26 protein-coding genes are annotated in these 24,546 nt (G+C 68.5%); 15 read left to right on the forward strand and 11 right to left on the reverse strand.

The window, feature by feature from the left end; translation table 11 throughout:
- The first annotated feature begins 1 nt into the window (after position 1).
- From ACE3SG_RS11830 to ACE3SG_RS11870, 9 genes are all read left to right on the forward strand, one after another.
- Positions 2 to 676 (forward strand): methyl-accepting chemotaxis protein, encoded by a 675-nt coding sequence (locus ACE3SG_RS11830; RefSeq protein WP_374565173.1) that lies wholly within the window; start codon positions 2 to 4, stop codon positions 674 to 676.
- A gap of 13 nt (positions 677 to 689) precedes the next feature.
- Positions 690 to 2,399: an OmpA family protein gene (locus ACE3SG_RS11835; RefSeq protein ID WP_374565174.1), complete on the forward strand. Its 1,710-nt coding sequence runs from the start codon at positions 690 to 692 to the stop codon at positions 2,397 to 2,399.
- Positions 2,396 to 3,193 carry an ABC transporter permease gene (locus ACE3SG_RS11840; protein WP_374565175.1) on the forward strand — a complete coding sequence of 266 codons (798 nt, stop codon included), beginning with the start codon at positions 2,396 to 2,398 and terminating at the stop codon, positions 3,191 to 3,193. Before ACE3SG_RS11835 ends, ACE3SG_RS11840 begins: the two co-directional genes overlap by 4 nt.
- Positions 3,194 to 3,198: 5 nt before the next feature.
- Positions 3,199 to 4,044 carry an ABC transporter ATP-binding protein gene (locus ACE3SG_RS11845; RefSeq protein WP_374565176.1) on the forward strand — a complete coding sequence of 282 codons (846 nt, stop codon included), beginning with the start codon at positions 3,199 to 3,201 and terminating at the stop codon, positions 4,042 to 4,044.
- A gap of 10 nt (positions 4,045 to 4,054) precedes the next feature.
- Positions 4,055 to 4,921 (forward strand): hypothetical protein, encoded by an 867-nt coding sequence (locus ACE3SG_RS11850; protein WP_374565177.1) that lies wholly within the window; start codon positions 4,055 to 4,057, stop codon positions 4,919 to 4,921.
- Positions 4,922 to 4,995: 74 nt separating this feature from the next.
- The gene (locus tag ACE3SG_RS11855) at positions 4,996 to 5,709 is read left to right on the forward strand and encodes a PspA/IM30 family protein (RefSeq protein WP_374565179.1); all 714 of its coding nucleotides are present in this window, start codon (positions 4,996 to 4,998) and stop codon (positions 5,707 to 5,709) included.
- Between the two features lies 1 nt (position 5,710).
- Positions 5,711 to 7,531: an ATP-binding protein gene (locus tag ACE3SG_RS11860; protein WP_374565180.1), complete on the forward strand. Its 1,821-nt coding sequence runs from the start codon at positions 5,711 to 5,713 to the stop codon at positions 7,529 to 7,531.
- A gap of 41 nt (positions 7,532 to 7,572) precedes the next feature.
- Positions 7,573 to 8,016, forward strand: coding sequence for a TerB family tellurite resistance protein (locus tag ACE3SG_RS11865; protein WP_374565183.1), 444 nt, complete (start codon positions 7,573 to 7,575; stop codon positions 8,014 to 8,016).
- Between the two features lie 26 nt (positions 8,017 to 8,042).
- Positions 8,043 to 8,897 carry a hypothetical protein gene (locus ACE3SG_RS11870; protein WP_374565184.1) on the forward strand — a complete coding sequence of 285 codons (855 nt, stop codon included), beginning with the start codon at positions 8,043 to 8,045 and terminating at the stop codon, positions 8,895 to 8,897.
- A gap of 23 nt (positions 8,898 to 8,920) precedes the next feature.
- Here the strand turns inward: ACE3SG_RS11870 and ACE3SG_RS11875 are convergent, their stop codons facing one another.
- From ACE3SG_RS11875 to ACE3SG_RS11885, 3 genes are read right to left on the reverse strand one after another with little or no spacing between them, the layout of a single operon-like run.
- The gene (locus tag ACE3SG_RS11875; protein WP_374565185.1) at positions 8,921 to 9,649 is read right to left on the reverse strand and encodes a 5'-methylthioadenosine/adenosylhomocysteine nucleosidase; all 729 of its coding nucleotides are present in this window, start codon (positions 9,647 to 9,649) and stop codon (positions 8,921 to 8,923) included.
- A gap of 15 nt (positions 9,650 to 9,664) precedes the next feature.
- On the reverse strand, positions 9,665 to 10,186 hold the full coding sequence (locus ACE3SG_RS11880; RefSeq protein WP_374565187.1) for an RNA polymerase sigma factor: 522 nt from the start codon (positions 10,184 to 10,186) through the stop codon (positions 9,665 to 9,667).
- Between the two features lie 6 nt (positions 10,187 to 10,192).
- Positions 10,193 to 10,402: a DUF2892 domain-containing protein gene (locus ACE3SG_RS11885; RefSeq protein ID WP_374565188.1), complete on the reverse strand. Its 210-nt coding sequence runs from the start codon at positions 10,400 to 10,402 to the stop codon at positions 10,193 to 10,195.
- Positions 10,403 to 10,651: 249 nt separating this feature from the next.
- Between ACE3SG_RS11885 and ACE3SG_RS11890 the strand changes: the two genes are divergently transcribed.
- Positions 10,652 to 12,586 carry a calcium-binding protein gene (locus ACE3SG_RS11890; protein ID WP_374565189.1) on the forward strand — a complete coding sequence of 645 codons (1,935 nt, stop codon included), beginning with the start codon at positions 10,652 to 10,654 and terminating at the stop codon, positions 12,584 to 12,586.
- 212 nt (positions 12,587 to 12,798) lie between these two features.
- On the opposite strand, the gene ACE3SG_RS11895 is transcribed toward ACE3SG_RS11890, so the two are convergent.
- Complete coding sequence (locus ACE3SG_RS11895) at positions 12,799 to 13,362, reverse strand: hypothetical protein (RefSeq protein WP_374565191.1); 564 nt, start codon at positions 13,360 to 13,362, stop codon at positions 12,799 to 12,801.
- 115 nt (positions 13,363 to 13,477) lie between these two features.
- Here ACE3SG_RS11895 and alaC point away from each other — a divergent pair, with 115 nt between their 5' ends.
- Genes alaC through ACE3SG_RS11910 form a run of 3 tightly spaced genes read left to right on the forward strand, consistent with a single transcriptional unit; the run spans position 13,478 to position 15,581 of the window.
- A complete protein-coding gene (gene alaC / locus ACE3SG_RS11900; protein WP_374565192.1) occupies positions 13,478 to 14,686 on the forward strand; it encodes an alanine transaminase in 1,209 nt (402 codons plus the stop codon).
- Positions 14,686 to 15,144 (forward strand): GNAT family N-acetyltransferase, encoded by a 459-nt coding sequence (locus ACE3SG_RS11905; protein WP_374565193.1) that lies wholly within the window; start codon positions 14,686 to 14,688, stop codon positions 15,142 to 15,144. The genes alaC and ACE3SG_RS11905 overlap by 1 nt, the downstream gene beginning before the upstream one ends.
- Complete coding sequence (locus ACE3SG_RS11910) at positions 15,141 to 15,581, forward strand: TIGR02594 family protein (protein ID WP_374565194.1); 441 nt, start codon at positions 15,141 to 15,143, stop codon at positions 15,579 to 15,581. Before ACE3SG_RS11905 ends, ACE3SG_RS11910 begins: the two co-directional genes overlap by 4 nt.
- Positions 15,582 to 15,599: 18 nt before the next feature.
- Here ACE3SG_RS11910 and ACE3SG_RS11915 read toward each other — a convergent pair whose 3' ends face one another.
- Genes ACE3SG_RS11915 through ACE3SG_RS11925 form a run of 3 tightly spaced genes read right to left on the reverse strand, consistent with a single transcriptional unit; the run spans position 15,600 to position 16,525 of the window.
- Entirely contained in the window at positions 15,600 to 15,788 is a 189-nt protein-coding gene (locus ACE3SG_RS11915) for a hypothetical protein (RefSeq protein ID WP_374565195.1), read from the reverse strand.
- A 34-nt stretch (positions 15,789 to 15,822) separates the two neighbouring features.
- The gene (locus ACE3SG_RS11920) at positions 15,823 to 16,014 is read right to left on the reverse strand and encodes a hypothetical protein (RefSeq protein ID WP_374565196.1); all 192 of its coding nucleotides are present in this window, start codon (positions 16,012 to 16,014) and stop codon (positions 15,823 to 15,825) included.
- Positions 16,015 to 16,072: 58 nt separating this feature from the next.
- Entirely contained in the window at positions 16,073 to 16,525 is a 453-nt protein-coding gene (locus tag ACE3SG_RS11925) for a hypothetical protein (protein WP_374565198.1), read from the reverse strand.
- Between the two features lie 427 nt (positions 16,526 to 16,952).
- Between ACE3SG_RS11925 and ACE3SG_RS11930 the strand changes: the two genes are divergently transcribed.
- A complete protein-coding gene (locus tag ACE3SG_RS11930; protein WP_374565200.1) occupies positions 16,953 to 17,750 on the forward strand; it encodes an expansin EXLX1 family cellulose-binding protein in 798 nt (265 codons plus the stop codon).
- A gap of 36 nt (positions 17,751 to 17,786) precedes the next feature.
- Here the strand turns inward: ACE3SG_RS11930 and ACE3SG_RS11935 are convergent, their stop codons facing one another.
- Positions 17,787 to 19,172 (reverse strand): MATE family efflux transporter, encoded by a 1,386-nt coding sequence (locus ACE3SG_RS11935; RefSeq protein ID WP_374565203.1) that lies wholly within the window; start codon positions 19,170 to 19,172, stop codon positions 17,787 to 17,789.
- A 49-nt stretch (positions 19,173 to 19,221) separates the two neighbouring features.
- Positions 19,222 to 20,493: an amino acid deaminase gene (locus tag ACE3SG_RS11940; RefSeq protein WP_374565206.1), complete on the reverse strand. Its 1,272-nt coding sequence runs from the start codon at positions 20,491 to 20,493 to the stop codon at positions 19,222 to 19,224.
- A 117-nt stretch (positions 20,494 to 20,610) separates the two neighbouring features.
- Between ACE3SG_RS11940 and ACE3SG_RS11945 the strand changes: the two genes are divergently transcribed.
- Positions 20,611 to 22,149: a diguanylate cyclase gene (locus ACE3SG_RS11945; RefSeq protein WP_374565208.1), complete on the forward strand. Its 1,539-nt coding sequence runs from the start codon at positions 20,611 to 20,613 to the stop codon at positions 22,147 to 22,149.
- Between the two features lie 16 nt (positions 22,150 to 22,165).
- Here ACE3SG_RS11945 and ACE3SG_RS11950 read toward each other — a convergent pair whose 3' ends face one another.
- Together ACE3SG_RS11950 and ACE3SG_RS11955 are read right to left on the reverse strand one after the other, a co-directional pair.
- The gene (locus tag ACE3SG_RS11950) at positions 22,166 to 23,872 is read right to left on the reverse strand and encodes a flotillin family protein (RefSeq protein ID WP_374565209.1); all 1,707 of its coding nucleotides are present in this window, start codon (positions 23,870 to 23,872) and stop codon (positions 22,166 to 22,168) included.
- Between the two features lie 40 nt (positions 23,873 to 23,912).
- Positions 23,913 to 24,545, reverse strand: coding sequence for a YqiJ family protein (locus ACE3SG_RS11955; RefSeq protein WP_374565211.1), 633 nt, complete (start codon positions 24,543 to 24,545; stop codon positions 23,913 to 23,915).
- Position 24,546: the final 1 nt, after the last annotated feature.

Consider the following 24,546-nt stretch of genomic DNA (forward strand, 5'->3'; position numbering starts at 1 on the left):
GATGAGCCTCTTGGAGAGGGCCGGATTGGTCCGCCAGGAAGGCATGGGCGACGACGCCGCCGCCCCGGCCATCCCGCCTGACGACGGCTCTTCGCCCGGCGCCGGCCCCGACACCGTGGCAGACACCCAGGCCGCCGAGCCGCGGCCTCCGGCGGTGGCGCCTGCGGCCGAAGGCCAGACGCTGGAGCAGGTCTACGCCGCCGCCCAGGTGCCGCCATGCAACTACCCGGCCGAGCGCTTGTTGCGCCTGCTGGGCGGCTTGAGTGCGATGGACGAGGCGATGCGCCGGCAGACCATCCACGCGATCGACGCGGCCGACGAATCCTGGACCATCGACGACCCGCTGAGCGACGCCGCGGCCAAGGTGGCGGCGATCGAGCAGCACGCCTCGGGCCTGCGCTCGGGCCTGGGCCAGGCCGAGCAGGCGGCGCAGGCCGAGCTGGCCGAGTTACGCCGCAAGCAAGACAGCGCGGTGGCTGAAATCAAGCGCCAGATCGCCGACCTCGAAGGCCTGATGGCCCGCGAGGTCACCCGCGGTGCGCAGGAGTGCGCTGCCGTCGAGGCCGCGCTGCAAGCCAGGCGCGAGGCGGTCAGCCAGGAGCTGGGCACCTTGTCGCGCGCAGCGAGCGAGTTTCGCGTGCTGATCGGGCAATTCAAGACCAACCTCACCCCATAAGGAATCGGCGGGCATGGCATACCAGATGACGGGCCTCACCAAAGGGCTTCTTCTGATCATCGGCCTGGGCCTCGTAGGCTCGATCGGCTGGAACTTCGTGCTGAAGGACAAGCTGAAGGACGGCGGCATCACCGTCGCCGGCCACACCCTCGGCGGCGGCAACAGCAACGCGACCGACAGCAGCGCGGCACCGGCCGGTGGCGGCACCACCGCCCCGGCCCGGGCGGCGGCGCCGGCCGGCGGCAAGCTGGGCAGCGCCGGCAACCCGCTGAAGGTCAGCCTGGTGAGCTTTCACGGCTACGCGCCGGCGTTGGTGGCCAACGGCAACAGCCTGACGACCAAGCCTGGCTCGATCTACGCCAAGCTGGGCCTGAACGTCGAGTTCGTCATCAACGACGACATCCCGACGCTGACCACGCTGTTCGAAGCCAAAACCGCACAGTGCGCCTGGCGCACGTCCGACTTCTGGGCCCAGGAGCAGCCGAACCTGCGCAACTCCGGCCACGACGGCAAGGGCGTGATGCTGGTCGACAACACGCAAGGTGGCGACGCCGTCATCGCCCGCGACGGCAGCATCCAGAAGATCGAAGACCTGGCCGGCAAGTCGGTCGCGCTGCTGCAGTACACGCCGTCGCACGGCATGCTGATCGACGCGATCGACAACGCCTCGCTGACAGCGCGCCAGAAGAAGCAGATCAAGCCGGTGTTCATCAAGCCCGAAGAAGGCACCGCCGGCGTGCGCGCGGCCTTCACCGCGGGCAATGTGGACGCGGCGGTGCTGTGGGACCCCGACCTGTCGCTGGCGCTGCGCGAGACCAAGGGCGCGCACGTCGTCTACTCGACCAAGACCGCAACCAACCTGATCTACGACATGATGGTCTGCGACCAGCGCGAGCTGGCCAAGCCCGACAACGAGGCGGTGTTCCAGGCCTTCGTCGACGGCTGGATGGAAGGCGTGACGGCGGCCCGCGCGAACCCCGACAACGCGGTGAAGGCGCTGGTCGAGACCGAAGAGTTCTTCAAGCTGCTCGGCGCCAAAGAGGGCGCGCCGTTCATCAAGTCGCTGTTCGCCAACCTGCTGTGGACCGACCTGGCCGACAACGCCCGCATCCTCGGCCTGGCCGGCGGCGTGAACCACTACGAGCGCGTCTACGCCCGCTTCGACCAGATCTACCGCGGCGAAGGCTCGCTGGCCAACCCGAAGTCGCCGGTGATCCCGCCGCAAGACAGCTTCGACCTGCGCTTCATCAAGAAGGCGCTGCAGCGCAACACCCAGGCGCAAGCCGAGGCGGTCAAGCCGACCGAAACCTTCACCGAGAAGGGCCAGGCCGCGGCGCTGGCCACGCCGGCCCAGGTGACCAAGCCGGTGTCGGTGAACTTCGCGTCGGGCTCGTTCGAGCTGTCGAAGAAAGCCCAGCAGGTGATCGACCACGAGATGGTGCCGTTCATCGAGAACAACGGCAGCGCCTACTTCGAGGTCGGCGGCAACACCGACTCGGTCGGCTCGGCCGCGGCCAACCAGTCGCTGTCGCTGGCCCGCGCGAAGGCGGTGGCCGACTACCTGGAAAAACAATGGGAAGTGCCGCGTGCCCGGCTGAAGGTCGCCGGCTATGGCGCATCGCGGCCGCTGTGCGACGAGACGCGCCCCGAGGCCGCCGACATGACGCTGGACGCCTGCCGCGCGCTGAACCGGTCGACCCGGCTGGCGGTGTTCAGCAAGTGACGGATTTCTGGAACCCGTACCGCACGCTGGCGCCGACGCAGCAGCGCCTGCTCGGGCTGGGCAGCATCGTGGTCGTGCTGGTGCTGTGGACGCTGTTGTCGGCCTCGGGCCTGCTGAGCAAGAACCAGCTGCCGTCGCCCTGGGCGGTGGCGCAGGCCATGGCCTACCTCGGCTGGTACGAGGGCCACAGCCAGCTCGCCTCGGCCACGCTGTGGTCGGTCGGCCGGGTCGCGACCGCGTCGCTGCTGGTGATCGTGATCGGCATCCCGCTGGGCGTGCTGATGGGCGCGTCGCCGCGCATCAACGCGGTCTTCTCGCCGCTGATTGACCCGTTCCGCTCGGCGCCGGTGGCGGCGCTGCTGCCGATCATGGTGATGTGGTTCGGCATCGGCGAGTTCATGAAGATCGCCTTCCTGTTCGTCGGCTCGATCGTCTACCTGACGCCGCTGGTGCGCGACGCGATCCGCGCGGTGCCCGAAGGCTACCTGGTCAGCGCACAGGACATCGGCGCGACGCCGTGGGAATGCATCCGCAAGGTGCTGGTGCCGCTGGCGATGCCGCGCATCATGGACGCGATCATCGTCGGCGTCTCGGTCAGCTGGACATACATCACCGTGGCCGAATACGTCAACGCGCAAGAGGGCCTGGGCCAGTTGATCGCCAACGCGCGCCGCCTGAGCGCCACCGACCAGGTTTTTGCCGGCATCATCGTCATCATGGCGGTGGCGTTGCTGACCTACCAAGGCCTGATGGCGCTCAAGCGAGCGTTGTACAAGTGGGAAACGAAGGAATGAGTGCAGTGCCTCCGGTTGCGCCTGCGGCTGCCGCGAAGCCGCTGCTGGCCGCCACCGACATCGTGCAGGAATACGCCCGCGCCGATGGCGGCACGCTGCGGGTGCTCGACGGCGTGTCGCTGAGCTTCGAGGCGCCGTCGATCAACATGCTGCTCGGTGCGTCGGGCTGCGGCAAGTCGACGCTGCTGCGCATGCTCGGCGGCGTGCGGCCGTGGAACGTGAAGACACCGACATCGGGCAAGATCGAGATCGAGGGCGTGTCGTGCACGGGGCCGCACCCGGACGCGGTGATGGTGTTCCAGCACTACGCCAACCGGCCCGACCTGACGGTGTGGCAGAACGTGATGTACCCGTTCACCTTCAGCGAGTGGAAGCGCCGCGTGACCGACAAGGACGCGAAGGACCGCGTCGACCAGATGCTGCAGGAGGTGGGCCTGGCCGACAAGCGCGACCAGTACCCGTCGCAGCTGTCGGGTGGGCAGAACCAGCGCGTGGCGCTGGCACGGGCGCTGGTGCTGCGGCCCAAGGTGCTGCTGATGGATGAGCCCTTCGGCGCGCTCGACGCGCAGACCCGCACCAACATGCAGACGCTGCTGTGCAAGCTGCATGCGGCGCACCCCTGCGTGGTGGTCTTCGTCACGCACGACGTGACCGAGGCGCTGCTGGTCGGCGACCGGGTCATCGTGCTGTCGGGCCAGCCGGCGCGGGTGATTGAAGACTTCCACATCCCGCTGCGCCAACCGCGCAGCGCCGACTGGCTGATGAGCGCCGAGGCGCGCCAGCTGCACGAGCAGGTCGTCGGCCACCTGCGCAGCTCGGGCGCGCGCGGCAACCTGAGGGTCAGCGTGTGAGGCCGCTTGCATGAGCGATGACGACGACAAGCCCTCGTACTGGCAGGCCTTTCTCTGGCACCGCAAGAACCAGCTGATGGTGATGGGTGTCACCGCGGCCTCGGTGCTGGCGTCGTTCCCGTTCGGGGCCGATGCGCTGGTGCTGGGCATGCTGGGCCTGACCGCGCTGGAGATGATCGGCCTGGCGATCGTGCCGGGGCTGCCGAACTTCCAGCTCGCGGTCAACGAGCGCGTGCGGCGCGAGCAGCGCGACGCCCGCCGCGAGACGCTGCTGCGCGAGGTGCATTCGCACGGCGGCTCCAACCACCTGCGCAGCTTCGAGCAGATGTGCAGCCGGGTGGCCTCGCTGTACCGCACCGCCAGCGATCGCAGCACCAGCCTGACCACGCGCGAGGTCGAGCAGCTCGACGACCTGACGCTGGACTACCTGCGCATGTGCGTCAGCGACGCGGTGCTGCGCAACCCGCAGAGCAACGACCTCGTCTCCAGCGTGCACCGCAAGCTGCGCGCGGTCGACGAGCGCCTGGCCAGCGGCCATCTCGACCAGGAAGAGCAGACCCAGCTGCGCCGCGCGAAGGCCGAGTACGAAGAGGCGCTGTCGCGCCAGGCTCGCATCGCGTCGCGGCGCAGCGCGCTCGAGGCGACCCTGGTGGCGATGCCGATCCGGCTCGAGGAGGTTTACCAGATGGTGATGAGTGCCCCGCGCGACGGCAACCTGAGTCAGCTGCTGGAGGAATCGGTGTCCAAGCTGAAGCTGGCCGAGCAGGCGGCGATGGACATCGAACGGCCCTTCGACCTGGCCGGCATCGGCAGCGTGGCAGCCGACCGCGAGGCCGCGCAGGCGGCCGCGCGCCGCGCGGTGGGGCAACGGTCCTGACCAGAGATGTAACGACAAGGTGCCGCCCGTCAGGGCGGTGATGTGCAGACAAGCTGAAGGAAGAGAAAGACACCATGGCCAACAACGCAATCGTCAGCCGCCTGTGGAACCTGTGGACGGGTTTCGTGGCGCTGTGGGTGACCGACATCGAGAAGGAACACCCTGAAATCGCCTACCAGAACTCGATCGCCTCGATGACCGAGAAGTACAGCAAGCTCAAGCAGGCCTCGGGCCGCATCATCGCGCGCCGGCTCGATCTGGAAGGCCAGCTGCAGGCCGCCAAGACCGAGCTGGCCAAGGTGGCCTCGCAGCTGAACGCCGCGCTGGCCACCAACCAGGACGACCTGGCGCTGGTGCTGATCCAGAAGAAGAACGCGCTGGACGAAAGCATCCAGGGCCTGGACGCCGACTTCGCCGAAGCCGACAAGGACGCCGAAGAGGCCAAGGCCTCGCTGCTCGACATGAAGAGCGAGATCGACCGCCTGAAGGCCGAGAAGGACCGCATGATCGCGAAGTTCCAGAGCGCGCAGGCCCGCATCAAGATCCAGGAGTCGCTCGACGGCCTGTCGATCGACGCCGAGGTGCAGGCTCTGGCGGGCGTGCGCGAGCACATCAAGGGCCGCGTCGCCGAAGCCAAGCTGGGCAGCGAGCTGCGCGAGTCCGACCTCGACCAGCGCCTGAAGTCGCTCAACCGCAGCGCCGGTGCGGTCACCGCGCGCGCGCAGCTGGAGCAGATGAAGAAGGCGATGGAAGCCAACAACGCCGGTGGCGGCGGCAAGTCGCTCTGACATGGCCACGACCACGGGCACCGCGGCCCCCATCAAAGCCGAGCTGCCGGCCTGGGCGCGTGAGCTGCGCGAGAAATACCTCGCCGGCGAAGCGTCGACCTTCGTGCTGTACCGCAACGTCTTTGACAGCTTCCTGATCGGCGGCCAGTTCGTCGACCTGAAGGCCTTCCTGACGGGCCCGTTCGTGCAGGAGACCAAGCCGACGGTGGTCGAGGTCTCGGCCGAGTTCGGTGTGCAGTGCCTGAAGGGCCTGGTCGAGCTGGACCAGGCCGGTGACCTGATGGCCCAGTTGCACAGCCTGGAGCGGCACCTGCGCCACAGCCACGGCACGGCGATCTACGTGCCCTATGCGGACGCGCTGATGCCGGGTGAGGACGCCGGCTTCGTTTCGTCCGAAGACCGCAAGGTCGGCAACCTGTTCCACCGCTGGTCGCTCGACCGGCAACTGAACTCGTCCGACAACATCACCTTCATCGTCGTCGAGACGCTGGGTTCGCTGAACCAGAGCCTGCTGAACAATCCGAAGGTGGCGGCGATCGAGGTGCCGATGCCCGACGAGGTGGCGCGGGCGCAGATCGTGCGCCACCTCGGCCCGAAACTCTCCACCGCTCAGGTGGCGCGTTATGCTGAACGCCTGGCCGGCCTGCGCGCGGTGCAGATCGAGAGCCTGATGCGGGCCAGCGGCAACAGCGCAATGGGCGAGGCCGAGCGCGAAGCGCTGATCCTGCAGCTGCTGGCCGGCCAGCCCGACGCGGCCGAGCGTGCCAAGCGTTTTGCCGGCATCACCGCCGGCATGACCGAAGACGAGATCATCAAGCTGGTCGAGCCGACGCGCAGCGTGCCGTCGCCCGACCTCGACGAAGACGTGTTGCACCTGATCCAGGCCCGCAAGCGCGAGCTGATCGAGAAGGAATGCGCCGGCCTGATCGAGTTCGTCGAGCCCAAGCATGGCTTGTCGGCCGTCGGTGGCTGCCAGCACATCACCGGCGAGCTGCTCGAGATCGCCCGCTCGCTGCGCGAGGGCGACAGCAAGCTGACGCCGATGGGGCTGCTCGCCGTCGGGCCGATGGGCGCCGGCAAGACCTTCGTCATCAAGGCCTTCTTGAAAGAGGCCGGCTTGTCGGCGGTGGCGCTGAAGAACTTCCGCTCCAAGTGGGTCGGCTCGACCGAGAAGAACCTCGAGCGGGTGCTGGCCACCGTGAAGGCCATGGGCCCGATCGCGGTGCTGATCGACGAGGGCGACCGCAGCTTCGGCAACTCGGGCGGCGAGGGCGGCGACGAGGGCACCAGCTCGCGCGTGATCGCGCGGCTGAAGGAGTTCATGTCCGACACCGAGAACCGCGGCCAGGTGCTGTTCGTGATGCTGACCAACCGGCCCGACAAGCTCGACACCGACATCAAGCGCCCCGGCCGGATGGACCGCAAGATCCCGTTCTTCTACGCCGAGACCGCGGCCGACCGCGCCGCGGTGGTGCAGGCGGTGGTGCGGCGCTACGACGCCGCGCTGGCCTGCGACGTGGCCGGCACCACGGCGCTGTGCGAATCGTTGGGCGGTTACTCGAACGCCGACCTCGAGGCCTTGACGCTGCTGGGGCTGGAGTTCCGCGAGCGTGAACCGGCCTTGAGCCTGCTCGACGCCTTGCAGCGCGCGAAAGACGACTTCATGCCGCCGCAAGAGCGCGACATGATCGACTTCATGGAGCTGCTGGCGGTGTCCGAGACCTCGCGCCGTTCGCTGCTGCCGCCCCGTTTCCAGAGCCTGTCCATCGAGGACATCCAGACCCGACTGCGCAGCGCGCGCCAGCGTGCGCTCGGTCGCTGACCCTGCTTACCCCGTTCACCCCGATCTCCAAGGAGCTGCCCATGAGCACCCCATCCAATGACACGATGACGCCCGCGCAAGTCACGGCCCTGGTCGCCGCCATGCTGGCCGTGGCCCATGTCGACGGCGTCCAGCCTGCCGAAGTGCAGCTGATCCGCACCTTCTACGAGCAGTCGGCCACCGCGGGCATGCCCCAGTTCGACCAGGTCGGCCACACCCATGCCCAGGCCGACCAACTGCTGGCGGCCGCCGGCGGCGGGGCCGATTTCGCCGAGCAGCTGGTGCTGATGTGCTTCATGACCGCCTATGCCGACGGCCACATGAGCGACGGCGAACGTGCCCTGGTGCTCGGCCTGGCCAAGCGGGCCGGCGTGGCCGAAGCGCGCACCGACGAGCTGCTGCAGCAGGTCAAGGACACGCTGATCGGCTCGCTCGCCCACCTGCCCGACGCCGAGTCGGTGGCCGCGCTGTCGAAGACCCTGTGACCGCCGCGAGAAACGCAGGAGCCGCCATGGCCGAATCCGCCGACCTCACGGCCGCACAGGTCAGCCAAGCGTCGCTGCGCGCGCTGGTCGATTTCGACGCCGCACGCCAGCGTGTGCGCGACCGGCTCGCGCAGCTGACCGATGGCTCGCAGCTGCTGCGTTTCTTCGTCCACTACGCGTCGTGGAACGGCCACTTCGCCAACGGCGTGTCGGCCCTGTCCAGCCTGCTGGGCAGCAGCCGCAACCTGTTTCGCGAAGAGGGCTTTCCGCGGGCCGTGGCCGACCGCAGCAACTACATCGCGAGCTACTTCTTCGACGCGGCGCGCGACGAGTACGACGACCACATCAACCCCGCACGCGACAGCCACCGCTGCATGGCGCAGGCGGCGCTGATCAGCATGAAAGACTTCTTCAAGCTCGGCGACGACGCGCTCGAAGAAGACGAGCCGGCCGAGTTGGTGGCGGTCAACGACGGCGTGCTGGCGGGCTACACCGGCCAGCCGGCCGTGGCCGATGGCCGCGCCGCGCAAGCCTTCTGGGCCATCGGCTACCACCTGGGCTCGGAGCTGCTGGCCGACCAGGAGTTCTCACTGATCGACGAGCACCTGCGCGCGCAACAGCCGGCGCTGGTCCACCACCTGATGCGCAGCACCGTGCAACTGGCCGGCGGCACCCACCGCTGTTATGCCTGGGTGGGCGTGCACAGCGGCCACGGCGGCGGCGTCGAGGCCGACCACTTCGACTACGCGCTCGAAGGCGCCCACAGCGCGCTGCGCTTCCTGGTCGGCGGCGACACGGCAACGGCCGTGCAGGCCCTGAACAACGGCTTTCGCGCCTTCGAGCGCGACCACGCCAGCTTCTTCCGCATCGGCGCAGCCTGACGCCGGCCGCCGCCCTGGCCGCTTCAGCCCAGCGCCTGCTGCACGATCGCCAACCCCAACGGGCCGGCGACCTTGTTCAGGAACAGGCCGAAGTCGACATGGGCCGTGTCGTCGGCCCGGTCCGAGATGCTGCGCACCACCGCCAGCGGCGTGCCGAACGAATGGCAGACCTGGGCGACGGCGGCGCCTTCCATCTCGACCGCCAATGCGTCGGGCAGCGCTTCTCGCAGCGCCTGGCTTTCGGCTGCTGTCGAGACGAAACGGTCACCGCTGACGATCAGGCCGCGGTGCAGCCGCGAGCCATGGCCGAGCAGGGCCGCGGTGTCGGCGTGCTGGCCGAGCGCAGCTTCGGCGCCGCGCGCCACCGCGTCGCTGAATGGCGCATCGACCGGGAAGCGGGCGAGGCCGGTCAGCGGCACCTCATGGCGCGGAAAGATCGGCGAGGCGTCCATGTCGTGCTGCAGCAGCGCGTCGGCCACCACCACATCGCCGACCTGCACGCCGGCCCCGATGCCACCGGCCACGCCGAGGAACAGCATGCGGCTGGCTTCGTAGTGATCGATCAGCAGCGTCGCGGTGATGGCGGCGGCGACCTTGCCGATGCCCGAGCGCACGGCGACCACCTCGTGCCCGCCCAAGCGACCGAGCCAGAACGCGCGCCCGCCGCGGTGTTCGATGCGGGCACCGTCGATGGCCGGCAGCAGCGCGGCCAGTTCCTCTTGCATCGCGGCGATCAGGGCAGTGCGGGTCATGCGCCGATTGTGGCGTCAGGCCAGCAGGTACTCCCGCGCCAAGGTCCGCGCCCGGTGCAGCCGGCTCTTGACCGCCGCGGTGCTGTCGCCCACGCGCGTGGCGATCTCGGTGATCGTCAGCTCCTCGAAGTCGCGCAGCAGCAAGACCTCGCGGTAGTGCGGCGGCAACGACTCGATCGCCGAGGCCAGCTCGTGGCGCAAGGCATCGTCGTTATGGCGGGCCAGCCAGGCGTCGACCGCCGCCTCGTCGTAGGGGTCGTAGCGCAGCGCGATGCGGCCCAGGCGGCGGCACTCGCGCTGCACGGTGCGCAGCAGCCAGCCCGAGAGCGCGGCCAGCGCGCGCAGCTGGTGCAGCTTGCGCGCCATCACCCACAAGGCCTCCTGCACCGCGTCGTCGACATCGCTGATCAGGCAGTGGCGCTGCGCGTAGCGCCGCAGGTCGGGCCGCGCCAGGCGCAGCAGCGCCTCCATTGCCTGGCTGTCGCCGCCGTGGGCGGCGGCCAGCAGCGGCGCGTGCTGTTCGGCAGCAAAGGCCATCGCGGCTCAGCGCCCGCTGCCGGGCAGCTTGCGGCCGACCATCGCGCAGGCCGGGCAGAAGCCCAGCAGGCCCGACATGGTCAACCCGGCCGCCGACGCGGCCCCCAGCCAGGCCCATGGCCCGGACAACAGCGCAAACGCCGCGCCGGCGCTCACCACGCCGCACAACACCCGCGCCACCCGTTCGCCGTTCGGAACATTCTTCGCATACCACATACTCGTCCACCTTTCTTGCTGGTCATCGTGGCGCGCCAACATGGCGGGCCTGATGAACAAGAGGCAGTGGCGAGTGCAAAGGGTTCGCGGGTCATCAAAAAAAGGTGGAAGGCGGCTTCCGCGCAGTGTCGTCGACCGTCGCTGGCGTTGCGCGATGACGTTGTGGCACGATGCGACCCCATCTGAACGCGAGAACGTGCCATGCCGACGATGCGCCGATATCCCGGGCCCCAGGGCCACGACCAGGCCATGACCGCCGACGATATCTTCGGCACCGAGGGCGACGATGACATCACGCCGACCTCGCCGCCCGGCAGCCCTCACACCACCAATGGCGACGACCGGGTCTTTGCTCTGGGCGGCGACGACCGCGTCGTGTCCGGCCAGGGCCGCGACTGGGTCGACGGCGGCCTGGGCAACGACACGCTGCTGGCCACCGATGCGGACGACACGCTGATCGGCGGTGCCGGCGACGACGAACTGGGCGCGGCATACGGCAACCCCTATCTGCACCGGGCCACGCTGCTGGGTGGCGATGGCAACGACCGCATGAACATCCTCGGCTCGGGCGCCCAAGCCAACAACCTGCTGGACGGCGGCGCCGGCGACGACCTGCTGATCTACTCGTCCGATTCGTACGGCGGCGACAACAGCACCATCCTCGGCGGTGAGGGCAACGACCGCATCGTGCTGATGGCCCCGGGCATCACCGTGGATGCCGGCGCAGGCGACGACGTGGTCCGCTTCACCTTCGACGGTGACCTGGTGCCGACCAACGGCAACATCACGCTCGGCGCCGGCCGCGACACCGTGGTGGCCGACGACCCGACTGGCGGCGGCTACGACCTGAACCTCGTGCCGCGGCTGATGGATTTTGCAGCCGGTGCCGGCGGCGACCGGCTTGATCTGGACGCGCTGACACGCTACTTCGGTGACGGCCGCACCGACAGCAACCCCTTCCTCGACGGCCGGTTGTGGTTCACCCAGGAGGGCGGCGAGGCCATCTTGCGCAGCGCCGAAGGGGCCGAACTGCGCCTGTATGGCGTCGATCCGGCGCAGCTCACTGCCGACAACATCACCGCCGGCTACGACCCGCATGGCGACTTGCTGGCGCGCAACCTGCAAGGCGGCAGCGGCAACGACGCCTTGCTTGGCGCCGACGGCAACGACAGCCTGGTCGGCGGTGCTGGCGACGATCTGTTGGACGGGTTGCTGGGCGGTGCCGATCGCCTGTCAGGCGGTGCTGGGCAGGACACGCTGCTGGGCTTCTCGGGTGCGGACGTGTTGCGCGGCGACGGCGGCCGTGACGTGCTGTTCGGCGGCAGCGGCAACGACACACTGCTCGGCGGCGCGGGCAACGACGACGCGGCCTGGTCGGCCACGGTCCACGGCGTGGCCCTGAGCGGCGCGGGCCTGGTGGGCGGCGATGGCAACGACCTGGTCCTCGGCGGCGGCGGCCGCGACCATCTCAGCGGGCACCGCGGCAATGACGTCCTGTTCGGCGGCTCGGGCAACGATGTGCTGGTCGGTGACGGCTTCAACGGCGTCTGGCATGGCGGCGAGACCGACAACGACGTGTTCGTCTTCAGCGGTGCGCTCGACGACGGCGTGGACCGGGTGCTGGACTTCGGCACCGCGAAACACGCACACGATGTCATCGACCTGAGCCTGTTCTTCGGTGCCGCCGGCGCGACCGTGATCGACGGCCAGGCCGAAGTGGGTGACGATTTCGACCCGCTCAGCGGGCCGGTGGACACCACCGGCCAGAACGTGCTGAGCCTCGAAGCGGTCTTCGGCCATCCGCCCAAGGCCGACGAGGTGGCGGCCCTGCTGCAAGGCAGCCGCTTCGAAGCCGGCCAGCGGCAGGCCGTGCTGGTGCACGACAGCGCGCAGGGCGCCGAAGGCCAGGTGCTGCTGTACGTCGGCGTCGACAGCGCGACCGATGACAACCAGTCGCTCGACGCCGGCGAGCTGCGCCTGATCGGCGTGGTCCGCATGGCCGACACCCCATTCGATACCAACGGTTTCGAGAAGTTGACGGCCGATCAAGTGCGCACAGGTGGCAGCGCCACCGCCGAGCTGTTGGCTCCTTGGCAGTCAGAGGCCACGCCGCCGGTGCCGGATCTGCACACCCTGGTGTCCTGGGGTCAGGAACACCGGTGGGCCGACACCGTCTGGGCCTAGTTGACTGAAAGAAGCCGTGCGCTAACCCTGCAACGTGCCGTACCATGGCCGAGCCGGTGCGCAACGCGCCGGCCCTCGTCGCTCAGACGGTTCCGGGCGCTTACGTCGAAAAGGTACTCACTCCAACCGCTCGCCCCTTACGTCTTCAACATCACCGCCGAGCTGAAGCTGGCAGCGTCGGCACGGGGTTCGCAGCGCATCTAAAGAAGACTTCAGCCCTGCGCGGCGTGGGCGATGCGGGCCAGCATGCGGCGGCGGATCAGCCCGCTGACTGGCCGAATCAGGACCCAGTAGCGGCGCATGTGGGCCAGTGACTCGGCGTCGGGGCAGTGGATGCGGGTCCAGGTCGACAGGCGCGTCGCCGCGCCGACGGGCTCGGTGCGAAAGCCCAGCAGCAGCCGGGCGGTGCCAGGCTCGGCGAAGCGCCGGAACTCTTCGCCGCCGCGCACGCTGCGCAGGCCGTAGTCGGCCTGCCAGAAGCGGCCCACCAGCCCGAAGGCCAGCCAGTCGGGGCCCTGGCCGATCGGGGTGAAGTCGTCGAAGCCGAAGGCCGGGCGGCGGGCCAAGGCATTGCGCCGCCCGGATGCGGCTGCGAGGCGGCCCGGCAGCTCGCGCAATGCGATGAAGCTGGCGATCAGCGGGTCACCGTCGGGGCGGTAGGCCGCCGCGGCCGCCAGTGCGATGTTTGGCGGGGCTTGCACGAGGCGGGCGTGGCGCTCTTCGAACTGCCATTGCGGCAGCAGGTCCAGCAGCGGGTCGTTGGGCGCAGGCGACATGCGCCCAGTGTCGCCGACGGCGCGAATCGCTTACGATGGCTTCGCCGGTGCGCAACGCGCCGGCCCTCGTCGCTCGGACGGTTCCGGGCGCTTACGTCGAAAAGGTATTCACTCCATGGCCACCGGCTCTTCCGGTCAGCGCCGCTTTGCGCGCATCGACCGCCTGCCCCCTTACGTCTTCAACATCACCGCCGAGCTGAAGCTGGCGGCGCGGCGCCGCGGCGAAGACATCATCGACCTCAGCATGGGCAACCCCGATGGGGCGACGCCGCCGCACATCGTGGCCAAGCTGGTCGAGGTTGCCCAGCGGCCGGACACCCACGGCTACTCGGCGAGCAAGGGCATCCCGCGGTTGCGCCGCGCGATCAGCCACTGGTACCGCGACCGCTACGGCGTCGAGATCGATCCCGAGCGCGAAGCCATCGTCACGATCGGCTCGAAAGAGGGCCTGGCGCACCTGATGCTGGCAACGCTGGACCGCGGCGACACGGTGCTGGTGCCCGACCCGAGCTACCCGATCCATATCTACGGTGCGGTGATCGCCGGGGCGGACATCCGCTCGGTGCCCAACGTGCCCGGCGTCGACTTCTTCGCCGAGCTGGAACGCACGATCCGCGGCAGCTACCCCAAGCCGAAGATGATGGTGCTGGGCTTCCCCAGCAACCCGACCGCGCAGTGCGTGGAGCTGGGCTTCTTCGAGAAGGTGATCGCACTGGCGAAGAAGCACGACATCTTCGTGGTGCACGACCTGGCCTACGCCGACATCGTGTTCGACGGCTTCAAGGCGCCCAGCATCATGCAGGTGCCCGGCGCGAAGGACATCGCGGTCGAGTTCTTCACGCTCAGCAAGAGCTACAACATGGCAGGCTGGCGCATCGGCTTCATGGTCGGCAACCCGGACCTGGTGGCTGCGCTGGCCCGCATCAAGAGCTACCACGACTACGGCACCTTCACGCCGCTGCAGGTGGCGGCGATCGCTGCGCTCGAAGGCGATCAGCAGTGCGTGAAAGACATCGCCGCCAGCTACCAGAAGCGGCGCGACGTGCTGGCCAAGGGCCTGGCCGAAGCCGGCTGGCCGGTCGAGCTGCCCAAGGCCTCGATGTACATCTGGGCCAAGATCCCACCGGCCTACGCGCACTTGGGCTCGCTCGAGTTCGCCAAGCAACTGCTCGAGAAAGCCAAGGTGTGCGTCAGCCCCGGCATTGGCTTCGGCGACCACGGCGACGACCACGTGCGCTTCGCGCTGATCGAGAACGAGAGCCGCATCCGCCAGGCGGTGCGTGGCATCAAGGCGATGTTTCGGGCCGATGGGGTGGCGGGTTGATGGCGGCCAGCGTCGTCGTGCGCCGGGCCGTAGCCGCAGACGCCGTGGCCATCGAGGCGCTGTACCGCCAGCTCGTCGCCAACCCGGCGGTGCAGGTGCTGCCCGAACGCGTGGCGGAACTCGCCGCCGAGTCGGCCACGCGATTGCTGGTGGCCGATCACCAGGGCCAGGTCTGCGGCACCTTGTTGCTCAGCCTGTGCGCCGACGTGATGTTCGGACGACAGCCATTCGCGGTGATCGAGAACATCGTCGTCGATGCGGCCCATCGCGGCAGCGGGATCGGCAGTCGATTGCTTCGCCATGCCGAGAGCCTTTGCGTCGACGCCGGCTGCAGCAAGATCATGCTGACCAGTGCCGCCGGCCGTGCCGAAGCACACCGATTCTTCGAACAGCAAGGGTTCGACGGCGCGGCGAAACGCGGCTTCGTCAAGTACCGCAGGCAGTTCGCGGCCTTATGAACCCAGGCGCTCCACCCTGGCTCGTGGTCGCAGGCAGCGAAACGGGCGTAGCCGCCTGGCCCGAAGGGCAGAGCAACCCACGCATCACCGCATACCACGCGGGCACCAACATCGCCGGTTATGACGACAAGGTGTCGTGGTGCTCGTCGTTTGTCCATTGGTGCCTGGGTCGCGCGGGTGTCGCCGGCACCGGCTCGGCGCTGGCGCGGTCGTGGCTGGACTGGGGCGAGCCGCTCGACACACCGCGGCCCGGCTGCATCGCTGTGCTCTGGCGTGAGACGCCCGACAGCTGGAAGGGCCACGTCGGCTTCTACCTGCGCCACGACGCGCAACAAGTCTGGCTGCTCGGCGGCAACCAGCTCGGCGCGGTCTGCGAGAACGCGTATCGGGTCGACTGCGTGCTGGCGTACCGGTGGCCCAAGGCTATCGATGGATGAGTACGACCAAGAATGCGGCTACACCCCTCCTGCGTTCTTGTAGATCTTCTCAATGTCCTCTTCGGTTGGACGTCCTGTTGGGGGCGTGGTGCACTCACGGAACTTCTTGACAGTGGGTGCGATGATTTCGTTGACCTCCGCAAGATCAAAGCCATCCTCCACGAGGTCACGAACTTGGACATCCAGAATTGGTTCCCAATATTCCATGGTTCTCCCCCTGTTGTGACTGTTGTTGGAGAGGTCAGTAGCCCCGCGCGCTGTGCTGTTTGGTCTTTTGGGGCGGAAAAGGTGGGAGCTTTGTCGCCTTTGCGATCTGCATCATCTCCGCCGTAATCTCGGCTGTGATCTTGTCGCCCAACTTATGATGCAGAAACGCTGCGAGGGCGCCGACTACGGCGTTCGTGTGGTGCTCAATGTAGCGGTCGTCTGGCATGGTAAGGCTCACTTTCAACTCAGGGACGGTCGATCGGCGCGGATGGCGCCATGTTTAGTCACTTTCGGGGAATCTCCCAGTTGTTGCTCATGAATTCGGTAATGCTCGACTGAAGCCGTGAAATCAGATCGGCGGTGATCTGCTCCGCGGGGAAGTTCTCGTGCAAGAACACCGCAACCTGTCCCAGCATGGCGTTCTCGCGGTGTTTGATCTGGCGCTCCACTGAAAGCTCGACCAACTTGCGCTTGCCTCCCGAGTAAAACCAGACCACCGCCATAAGTGCCGTGATTGCGACGCTTAAGTTGAGCGCAGTCCTGAAGCCCAAAATGATGGAAAAGAGCCACCATTTATCACCTGCAACTTGCTCCGGCTTTTCCGGCCACGTGGCTCCATTGAACAACTCGAACCAGCCCTGCATGCAAAGGCCGTTGTAATAACACAACAGGCCGGCCAGTAGCCAGCATGCGAGGAATGCAATCAGTGCCCTCAACTCGGTGGCTGCCAGCTTCATTGTCGGGCCCCTCTCGCTTCGGATTGCCATGCAAAAAGTACGCCGTGGGCGATCCACGGTCTGTAGGACTGCCGCCCGTCCGTGAGTCGTGAATTGTCAGCAATGTCTATCGCATCGCCGCATGGCGGAATCCCGCAGACAGCTGGGAGCTGGCCTAGCTTGAAGCCAAACACCGCCGCTGTTGGGGAATAGACGTCATTCACCGAGATGATCCTGCGCGGCGCAAGCTCCCTGCGTAGCGGTTGACCACCGGGCACAGCCTTGCGGCTCTCTAACGCTTGGGGAGGGTCAAAGGGCGACGCCGGCGCTCAGCGGCTGCATGGGAGAAACATCTGGATTCCCTTTCTTGCGCTCCCGCTGACAGCGCTTGCACACAGCCGCCACGCCCGTTCGCACAATCGCTGCGCAACCACACGAGGAGGCAGGCATGAACGGGAAGGGGATCTTGAAGGTTTGGGCCGGTATGGCGCTGGCCGTGGCCGCCATCGGCGCCAGTGCCCAGCAGCAGGCCACCGGCGGCTGGAAGACGGTGCATGAGGGCGATGGCACCTTCTACCAGTACACCGAGGGCGGCAACTGCAGCTTTCCGCCGCCGACGATCCTGACGGCGGCGATGAACACCACCGACTACGACGGTGCTAAGGCCTGTGGCGGCTGCATCGTCGTCACCAACCCGGCCAACGGCAAGTCGGTGCAGGTGCGCATCGACGACCGTTGCCCCGAGTGCGCGCCGGGCGATGTCGACCTCGACCAGGAGGCTTTCGCGCAGATCGCCGAGCTGTGGCAGGGCCGCATCACCGTCCGCTGGAAGTACGTGGCCTGCACGCCGCCGACGCTGTCGCTGTATTTCGACCCCGGCTCCAGCCAGTGGTGGACCTCGGTGCAAGTGCGCGACCACCGTTACCCGGTGGCCAAGCTGGCCTGGCGCGTCACCGGCAGCGGCAGTGCCTACCAGGCCTCGCCGCGTGAGCTGTACAACGTGTTCATCCCGCCGGGCGGCATGGGCGTGGGCCCCTACGACTTCAAGCTGACCGATGTCTATGGCCAGGTGGTCAAGATCAACAACGTGGCGCTGTCGCCGGGCCAGCTGATCTCGACGACCAAGCAGTTCCCGCAGCGCCCAGGCGCCGCAGCGAACGGCGATTCGGTGCTGGGCCGGGCGCTGGCCGAGCAGTCGTCGGCCCTTGGCGCCGACGGGGCGTTGAGCGACGACACCGTGGACTGACGGCCCGCGCCGGTGTGGGCCCGCGCCGCGGCCCGCTCAGGCCGCGGCCGAAACGGCGCTCACCATCGGCGCCGTCTCAAAACCCCGCAGCCGCTCGCGCAACTGCCAGCGCACCAGCAGCGCACTGACGGTGGCTTGCAGCACCACGGTGGCCACCGACAGGAACCACAGCTGGCGCAGCGCGAGGCCGGGCTGCTGCACCAAAAAGTACGCCGGCAGCATGAAGCTCAGCAGGCGTGTCGCGGTGCTGGCCATCGCCGGCCAGGTGTTGCCCATCGCCTGGAACAGCCCGGAGCAGGCGAACACCACGCCCATCGCGAGAAAGTTCATCGAGATGATGGTCAGGAACTCGGCGCCCACCGTGGCGGCCGCCGGGTCGCTGGTGAAGGCGCCGATCATCGCCTGCGGCGCCAGGTGGCAGATGGCCATCAGCAGCAGCATCACGCTGCATTCGAGGATCAGGCCCTGCTTGAACGTCTCGCGCACACGGTCGGCGCGGCGGGCGCCGAAGTTCTGCCCCGCCACCGCCGGCAGTGCGAACGAGATCGCCATCGCCGGCAGGAAGGTCGACTGCATCACCCGCATGCCGATGCCGAAGCCCGCTTGCGCGGCCGGCCCGAAGCGGCGGATCAGCCAGTAGATGCCCGAGATGTAGATGAACATCAGCAGGAACTCGCCACCCGCCGGCAGGCCCACGCGCAGCAGCGGCTTGCACACGGCGGCCTGCGGCCACCAGGCTCTCATGTCGACCGACAGGTAGGACTCGAGCCGCTTGAAGTACACCGCCATCGCGACCACGCCGACGCCGATCGCCAGGCTGCTGGCGAGCCCCGCACCCATCGCGCCCAGCGGGTGGCCGGTGCCCCATCCGGCGATCAGCACCGGCGCGAGCACGATGTTGACCGCCACCGCCACCGTCAGCATCTGCACCACCATGCCGGGCTTGGCCACGCCGGTGCCGCGCATCGCCGAGGCCATCACCGCCATCGGAAACTGCAGCGCCAGCCCGGGCAGGTAGGCCCACAGGTAGGCGCGGCCCGCCTCGGCAATGCCTTCACCGGCGCCCAGCGCCTGCATGTAGGGCGCGATGCCGACAGCGCCCAGGCCCAGCGCCGCCAGCATGCACAGCACGCCCAGGCCCATCGCCTGGTTGAACACCTGCTGCGCGCGGGGCCGGTCCTTGGCGCCGGTGGCGTGCGAGATCAGCGAGACCGTGCCCACGCTCAGCATCTGCGTCAGCGCCATCACCAGCATCATCGCGTTGCCGCCGGCGCTGACGCCGGCCACGGTGTCGCTGCCCTGGCGCGACACGAAGTACAGGTCGACCAGGAAGTACAGCGTCTGCACCAGCATTGCCACCGCCACCGGCGCGGCCATCGCGATGATGTGGCCGCGGACCGACCCCTGGGTCAGGTCTTTCATGGATTCATCCTGTCTTGACGCGGCGCAGCGGCGCCGCCGGCCTCGGCCGTCAGAAGTGTGTCGTGATCGCGTCGACGACGCGGTAGTCCTCGTCGACCACCGCCATCCAGCGCCACTTGTCGAACGTGGTGCAGGGGTGCGAGATGCCGAGCGCGACACGGTCGCCGACCTGCAGCGCGACCCCGGCATCGTTCAGCCGCAGGTAGGTGTGCTGGTCGTTCAGCTTGTCGATCACCCAGCCCGCGGGTGCGGCGATGGCGCGGCGCTCGCCGGCTCTGGCGATCTTGGTCGGCACCGGCAGGCCCCAGTCGGCCGAGACGTCGCGCTTGCCGGCGTTCAAGATCGCCAGCCCCGGCTCGGGGCACGATTGCACGACGGTCCAGACCTCGAGCGCGGCGCGCAGGCCGCTGGCGTCGCTGCAACCCAGGCGCCGGTTCACGGCCTGGGCGTAGCGGTGGTAGGCACCATCGTCGTGCGTGACATAACAGCCCGAGCGCAGCAGCGCCTGGATCGGCCGCGACGACGGGCTCGAGCGCAGCCCGCGCGCGACCAGGTCGAACACCGCCGAGCCGCCGGCGCTGACGATGATCTCGCCGGCATCGAACAGCTTCTCGGCATCACACGCCGCGACGAAGCGGTGCAGGCGCTGCATCAGCCCGTTGACCAGCACGCTGTCTTCGGTGTCTTCACCCTTGGCCCACAGGCCCTCGTAGACCTCCACGCCGACCAGCCGCACGCAGGGGCTGGCGTGCAGCCGCCGCGCCAGCGCCAAGGCACCGTCGTCGGTGCGCACCCCGGTGCGCCCACCGGGCAGGCCCAGCTCGACCAGCACCTCGAAGGCGATCGACTGGTCGGCCTGTTCGATGCGGGCCAGCTGCTCGACCGAGTCGACCAGGAAGGCCACGCGCAGGTCGGGCGTCTGCCGCTGCAGTGCGGCCAGCGCCGCCAGCTCGGCGGTCTGCACCAGCTGGTTGGCGACCACCGCGCGCCGCACGCCCGAGGCCACGCCGATCGCCAGCTGCTGCACGTTGGCAAAGGTGATGCCCCAGGCACCGGCGGCCATCTGCGCCTGGAACAGCTGCGGCGACATCGTCGTCTTGCCGTGCGGTGCCAGCGCGATGCCGGCCTCGGCCACCAGGCGCTGCATCCAGCTCAGGTTGTGCGTCAGCGCGTCGCGGTGGATCACGGCCAGCGGCAGCGGCAGCTGGTTGGCCAGCACATTCCAGCCTTGCTCGCCGATCTGCGAGCGACGCAGTGCCGGGGCGTTGGCCGGGTAGCCCTTGAAAAGCGGGTCGAGCAGCGGGTCGAGGAACGTGTTCATCCGGCGATTCGACCACAGGCCCGTCGGCCGGCCCCACCCCTAGTCTCGGATTGCTGGCAGACTCGGCGTCCCTAACCTGCTCTTATTGCGGCGTCCTGGCAACGCCGCTCGGCGATGATGAGCGACGACATCGAGGCACAGGCCCAGCGGCTGATCCAGCGTGGCGAGATCGAGCGTGCCCTGGCGCTGGCACGCGAGGCCCTGCAGGACGCGGTGGGCGTGCCGCGTGCGCAGGCGCTGCTGGCGCTGGCCGACGCGTGCAACTCGGCCGGCCGGTTTGCCGATGCCTTGCGCGCGGCGCTGTCGGCCGATGCGCTGTACGGCGAGCTCGGCGACCCGGTTGGAAGCAGCGAGGGCCTGCTGCGCGCGGCCGCGGCGCTGCGTGGCGCGGGCGACCATGCGGCGGCGGTCGAGCTGCTGGAGCGGGTCGAGCAACAGGCCCGCCTGCGGGGCGACGAGCCGCGGTTGGCCCAGGCGCTGCGCCACATCGGCATCAACAGCTCGGTCCTCGGCCGGCACCAGCACGCCTTGTCGTGCCTGAACGAAGCCGAAGCGCTGTGCCGCCGCGTCGGCACCGCTGCCGACCAGCTGCAGGCCCGCCTGTCGCTGTTGAACGCCCACAACCGCGAGGTCGAAGCGCTGCCACCGCACGACCCGATGCGGCAGCGCGTGCTGAGTGGCCTGGTGCCTGCCTGGCAAGCGTTGGCCGACGACTGCGCGGCGCAAGACAGCCTGCGCCTGCGCGCGATGTCGCTCGGCAACCGGGCCATCACGCTGCATGGCCTGGGCCGTGACGAAGAAGCCGCGGCCGAGCTGCGCGCGCTGCTGCCCGAGTACCGCGCGCTGGGCATGAAACCCAACGAAGGGCTGTGCTTGGCCGAATGGGGCCATTGCCTGCTGGCGCTGAACCGCCCCGCCGAAGCGTGTGAGCAATACCGTGCCGCGTTGGTGGTGCTGAACGAGGGCGGCACGGCGGAAGACCGGATCGCCGCGCTCGAAGGCCTGGCCCATGCCGAAGAGGCGCTGGGCGACACCGCTGCGGCGCTGGCCGCGTTGAAGCAGGTGCGCAGCCTGGAGCGCCAGAGCTCGGCCGACACGGCCCAGCGCGCGGTGCTGCGGCGCGAGCTGCGCATCGAGCTGGCGCGGCTGACCAGCCAGTGGGCGCGCGAAGCCACCGAAGACCCGCTGACCGGCCTGGGCAACCGGCGCGCCTTGCAGGCCTGGCTGGTCGAGCACCTGCCGCGGGTCGAGCGCGGTGAATCGCTGGCGCTGGTGCTGCTCGACCTGGACCACTTCAAGCAGATCAACGACCGCTTCGGCCACGGCGTGGGCGACGAGGTGTTGACGCAAGTGGCGCAGCTGCTGGGCGAGGGCTGCCGCGGCCACGATCGCGCGGTGCGTTACGGCGGCGAAGAGTTCGTGCTGGCACTGGCCGGCGCCTCGCGTGACGCGGCGACCGAGGTCGCCGAGCGGGTGCGCCAGGCGGTGGCCGGCCACGGCTGGACCAACGTCTCGCCCGACCTGCGCGTGACCGCCAGCCTGGGCGTGGCCGACGCCACCGAAGCCGCCGAGCCGCAGGCGTTGTTGACGCTGGCCGACAAGCGGCTGTACGCCGCCAAGCTGGCCGGCCGCAACCGGGTGATCGCGGCCGGCTGAGCCGGCCCCAGTGTCTTCAGTGCGTCGGGTCCGGCGTCGCTGGCGGCTTCAACATGCCCGACAGCGCATGCGCGACACCGGTGATGCCTTCGTTGGACAGGCCTGCGTCCTTCATCACCGCGTCGACGATCGGCTTGGCCAGCTGGTACTGCAGCGCCGAGTTCATCACCTGCTCGGGAAAGGTCGCGCCATTTGTGCCGTTGGCGCCATGGGCGCCGGCCGAGCCGCCTTCGCTGCCCGGCGCACCGGGCATGCCGTTGACCTGGAAGATGCGGATCGAGTCGATCTTCTCTATCGGCTTGACCGCCTGCTGGATGATCAGCGGCAGCTGCTGCAGCAACTGGGTGCGGATCTGCAGGTCGATCTGCGCGGCCGACAAGGTGTTCAGCGCCTCGTTGATCGCGCGCTTGCCTTCGGCCTCGGCGAGTGAGGCGGCCTGCTTGGCCTTGGCCTCGATCGTGATCGCCTCGGCGCGGTCCAGCGCGGCGTTCTTCTCGGCGGTGGCGGCCACCGTCACCGAGATCGCGTTTTGCTCGGCTTCTTTCGATGCCTCGATCAGCTGGATCGCCTTGTCGCGCTCGGCCACTGCGACCTGGCGCGAGGTGGTCACGCCTTCTTCGGTCTTGGCCACTTCGGCGCGCGCCAGGTTGGCGGCGGCGTCGGCTTCAGACTGTTCGCGTGACTTGTTGGCGATCGCGATCTGGGTGTCCTGGCGGGCCATCTCGACCTGCTTGCGCTGGTCGGCGCGCTGCACCTCGGTCTTGCGCTCCAGGTCGATCTCGCGCGTCTGCACGGCGAGGTTCTTCTCGATCTCGGCCGAGCGGATCTCGCGGTCGGCCTCGATGCGCTTCTGGCTGACCTGGCGTTCGGCCTCGATCTTGGCGGCCTCGGCCTCGCGGCTGCGCTCGGCCTGCTGCATCGAGATCTGCGCGGTCTGCTCGGCGCGCGCGGTTTCGATGTCGCGCTTCTGGGTCAGCGTGGCGAACTCCTGGTCCTTCTCGATCGACAGCTTCTGGCGCGAAGCTTCGAGGTTCTTGGTCCGCACCTGAACCTCGGTGTCCTGCTCGACATCGTTGCGCTGCTTGCGGCGCGCTTCGGTCTGCTCGGTCAGCCGGGTCAGGCCTTCGGCGTCGAAGGCGTTGTTCGGGTTGAAGAACTGCTTGTCGGTCTGGTCCAGGCTGGTCAGCGAGACCGATTCGAGCTCCAGGCCGTTCTTCTCCAGGTCTTCGGCCACCGCGTTCTGCACCGCCTGCACGAAGTCGCGGCGCTTGTCCTGCAGCTCCTGGATCGTCATCGTCGCGGCGGTGGCGCGCAGCGAGTCGACGAACTTGTCTTCGACCAGCGCCTTCAGCTCGTTCGGGCTCAGCGTGCGGGCGCCCAGCGTCTGCGCGGCGGTGCTGACGGCCTCTTCGGTCTGCTTCACGCGCACGAAGAACGCGGCGGTCACGTCGACCCGCATGCGGTCTTTGGTGATCAGGCTTTCGCGCTCGCGCCGCATCACCTCGAGCTTGAGCGTGTTCATGTTGACCAGCACGCGCTCGTGGAACACCGGCAGCACGATCGCGCCGCCGTCCATGATCACCTTCTGGCCGCCCAGGCCGGTGCGCACGAAAGCCATCTCTTTGGTCGAGCGCTTGTACAGGCGCGCGAAGACCACGCCGATCGTCAGCAGCGCAATCAGGATCAGGCCGGCCATGCCGCCCAGCTGAATCAGGTTGTCCATCGTCAATCTCCTCCCTCTCAACAACAACGAAACGCGAAATTCAAAGCACCGTCGGATACGGGTTGCGGATGCAGCGGTAGAAGCTGCCGACCTTGCGCACGATCAGCACCTCGACACCGTCGTCGAACACCTCGTCGTCGACGTCCGGCTCGACCATCAGGTAGTGCGAGCGGCCATGGCTGTCCTTCACACGCGCCTGCCCCGCCATCCCGCGCCGGGCTGCGCCGCCGCTGATCACGCCGGTGCGGCCGATCAGCGTCTGTTCGCTGACCGCGCTGGTCTCGTCGCGCGGGATGAGCTGTGCGATCAGCGCACCGAGGCTGCGCACGGTGACCAGCCCCGGGGGCACGGCCAGCAGCCCCGCGATCCATGCCGGCAGGTAGATGCCGAACAGGCCATGCACGACCGCCTGCAGGCTGTAGCCGAACAGCGCGTAGCCGGCGAGAAACAGTACCAGCAGCACCAGCGAGGGCACACGGCCCAGGTGCAGCCAGCCGAGCATGCGGTCCAGCCCGGTGTCCACATCGGCATCGACGTCGACCATCAGGTGGTCGAGCCAGGAGCTCGGGCTGAGTGCGATCAGCATGCCCAGGCCCTCGATCAGCGCCAGCGCGATGATCAGCGCGAAGGCAATGCCGAACGGCAGCGTTTCGGCGGTGATGAACAGGCTCACG

Source organism: Ideonella sp. (assembly GCF_041914305.1).
Classification (GTDB): domain Bacteria; phylum Pseudomonadota; class Gammaproteobacteria; order Burkholderiales; family Burkholderiaceae_C; genus Ideonella.

What these genes read in the sequence shown, in the direction of transcription:
- ACE3SG_RS11830 (WP_374565173.1), top strand. Translation starts at nt 2, where the DNA reads ATGAGCCTCTTGGAGAGGGCCGGATTGGTCCGCCAGGAAGGCATGGGC.
- ACE3SG_RS11835 (WP_374565174.1), top strand. Translation starts at nt 690, where the DNA reads ATGGCATACCAGATGACGGGCCTCACCAAAGGGCTTCTTCTGATCATC.
- ACE3SG_RS11850 (WP_374565177.1), top strand. Translation starts at nt 4,055, where the DNA reads ATGAGCGATGACGACGACAAGCCCTCGTACTGGCAGGCCTTTCTCTGG.
- ACE3SG_RS11855 (WP_374565179.1), top strand. Translation starts at nt 4,996, where the DNA reads ATGGCCAACAACGCAATCGTCAGCCGCCTGTGGAACCTGTGGACGGGT.
- ACE3SG_RS11860 (WP_374565180.1), top strand. Translation starts at nt 5,711, where the DNA reads ATGGCCACGACCACGGGCACCGCGGCCCCCATCAAAGCCGAGCTGCCG.
- ACE3SG_RS11865 (WP_374565183.1), top strand. Translation starts at nt 7,573, where the DNA reads ATGAGCACCCCATCCAATGACACGATGACGCCCGCGCAAGTCACGGCC.
- ACE3SG_RS11870 (WP_374565184.1), top strand. Translation starts at nt 8,043, where the DNA reads ATGGCCGAATCCGCCGACCTCACGGCCGCACAGGTCAGCCAAGCGTCG.
- ACE3SG_RS11875 (WP_374565185.1), bottom strand. Translation starts at nt 9,649, where the DNA reads ATGACCCGCACTGCCCTGATCGCCGCGATGCAAGAGGAACTGGCCGCG.
- ACE3SG_RS11880 (WP_374565187.1), bottom strand. Translation starts at nt 10,186, where the DNA reads ATGGCCTTTGCTGCCGAACAGCACGCGCCGCTGCTGGCCGCCGCCCAC.
- ACE3SG_RS11885 (WP_374565188.1), bottom strand. Translation starts at nt 10,402, where the DNA reads ATGTGGTATGCGAAGAATGTTCCGAACGGCGAACGGGTGGCGCGGGTG.
- ACE3SG_RS11890 (WP_374565189.1), top strand. Translation starts at nt 10,652, where the DNA reads ATGACCGCCGACGATATCTTCGGCACCGAGGGCGACGATGACATCACG.
- ACE3SG_RS11895 (WP_374565191.1), bottom strand. Translation starts at nt 13,362, where the DNA reads ATGTCGCCTGCGCCCAACGACCCGCTGCTGGACCTGCTGCCGCAATGG.
- alaC (WP_374565192.1), top strand. Translation starts at nt 13,478, where the DNA reads ATGGCCACCGGCTCTTCCGGTCAGCGCCGCTTTGCGCGCATCGACCGC.
- ACE3SG_RS11905 (WP_374565193.1), top strand. Translation starts at nt 14,686, where the DNA reads ATGGCGGCCAGCGTCGTCGTGCGCCGGGCCGTAGCCGCAGACGCCGTG.
- ACE3SG_RS11910 (WP_374565194.1), top strand. Translation starts at nt 15,141, where the DNA reads ATGAACCCAGGCGCTCCACCCTGGCTCGTGGTCGCAGGCAGCGAAACG.
- ACE3SG_RS11915 (WP_374565195.1), bottom strand. Translation starts at nt 15,788, where the DNA reads ATGGAATATTGGGAACCAATTCTGGATGTCCAAGTTCGTGACCTCGTG.
- ACE3SG_RS11920 (WP_374565196.1), bottom strand. Translation starts at nt 16,014, where the DNA reads ATGCCAGACGACCGCTACATTGAGCACCACACGAACGCCGTAGTCGGC.
- ACE3SG_RS11925 (WP_374565198.1), bottom strand. Translation starts at nt 16,525, where the DNA reads ATGAAGCTGGCAGCCACCGAGTTGAGGGCACTGATTGCATTCCTCGCA.
- ACE3SG_RS11930 (WP_374565200.1), top strand. Translation starts at nt 16,953, where the DNA reads ATGAACGGGAAGGGGATCTTGAAGGTTTGGGCCGGTATGGCGCTGGCC.
- ACE3SG_RS11935 (WP_374565203.1), bottom strand. Translation starts at nt 19,172, where the DNA reads ATGAAAGACCTGACCCAGGGGTCGGTCCGCGGCCACATCATCGCGATG.
- ACE3SG_RS11940 (WP_374565206.1), bottom strand. Translation starts at nt 20,493, where the DNA reads ATGAACACGTTCCTCGACCCGCTGCTCGACCCGCTTTTCAAGGGCTAC.
- ACE3SG_RS11945 (WP_374565208.1), top strand. Translation starts at nt 20,611, where the DNA reads ATGAGCGACGACATCGAGGCACAGGCCCAGCGGCTGATCCAGCGTGGC.
- ACE3SG_RS11950 (WP_374565209.1), bottom strand. Translation starts at nt 23,872, where the DNA reads ATGGACAACCTGATTCAGCTGGGCGGCATGGCCGGCCTGATCCTGATT.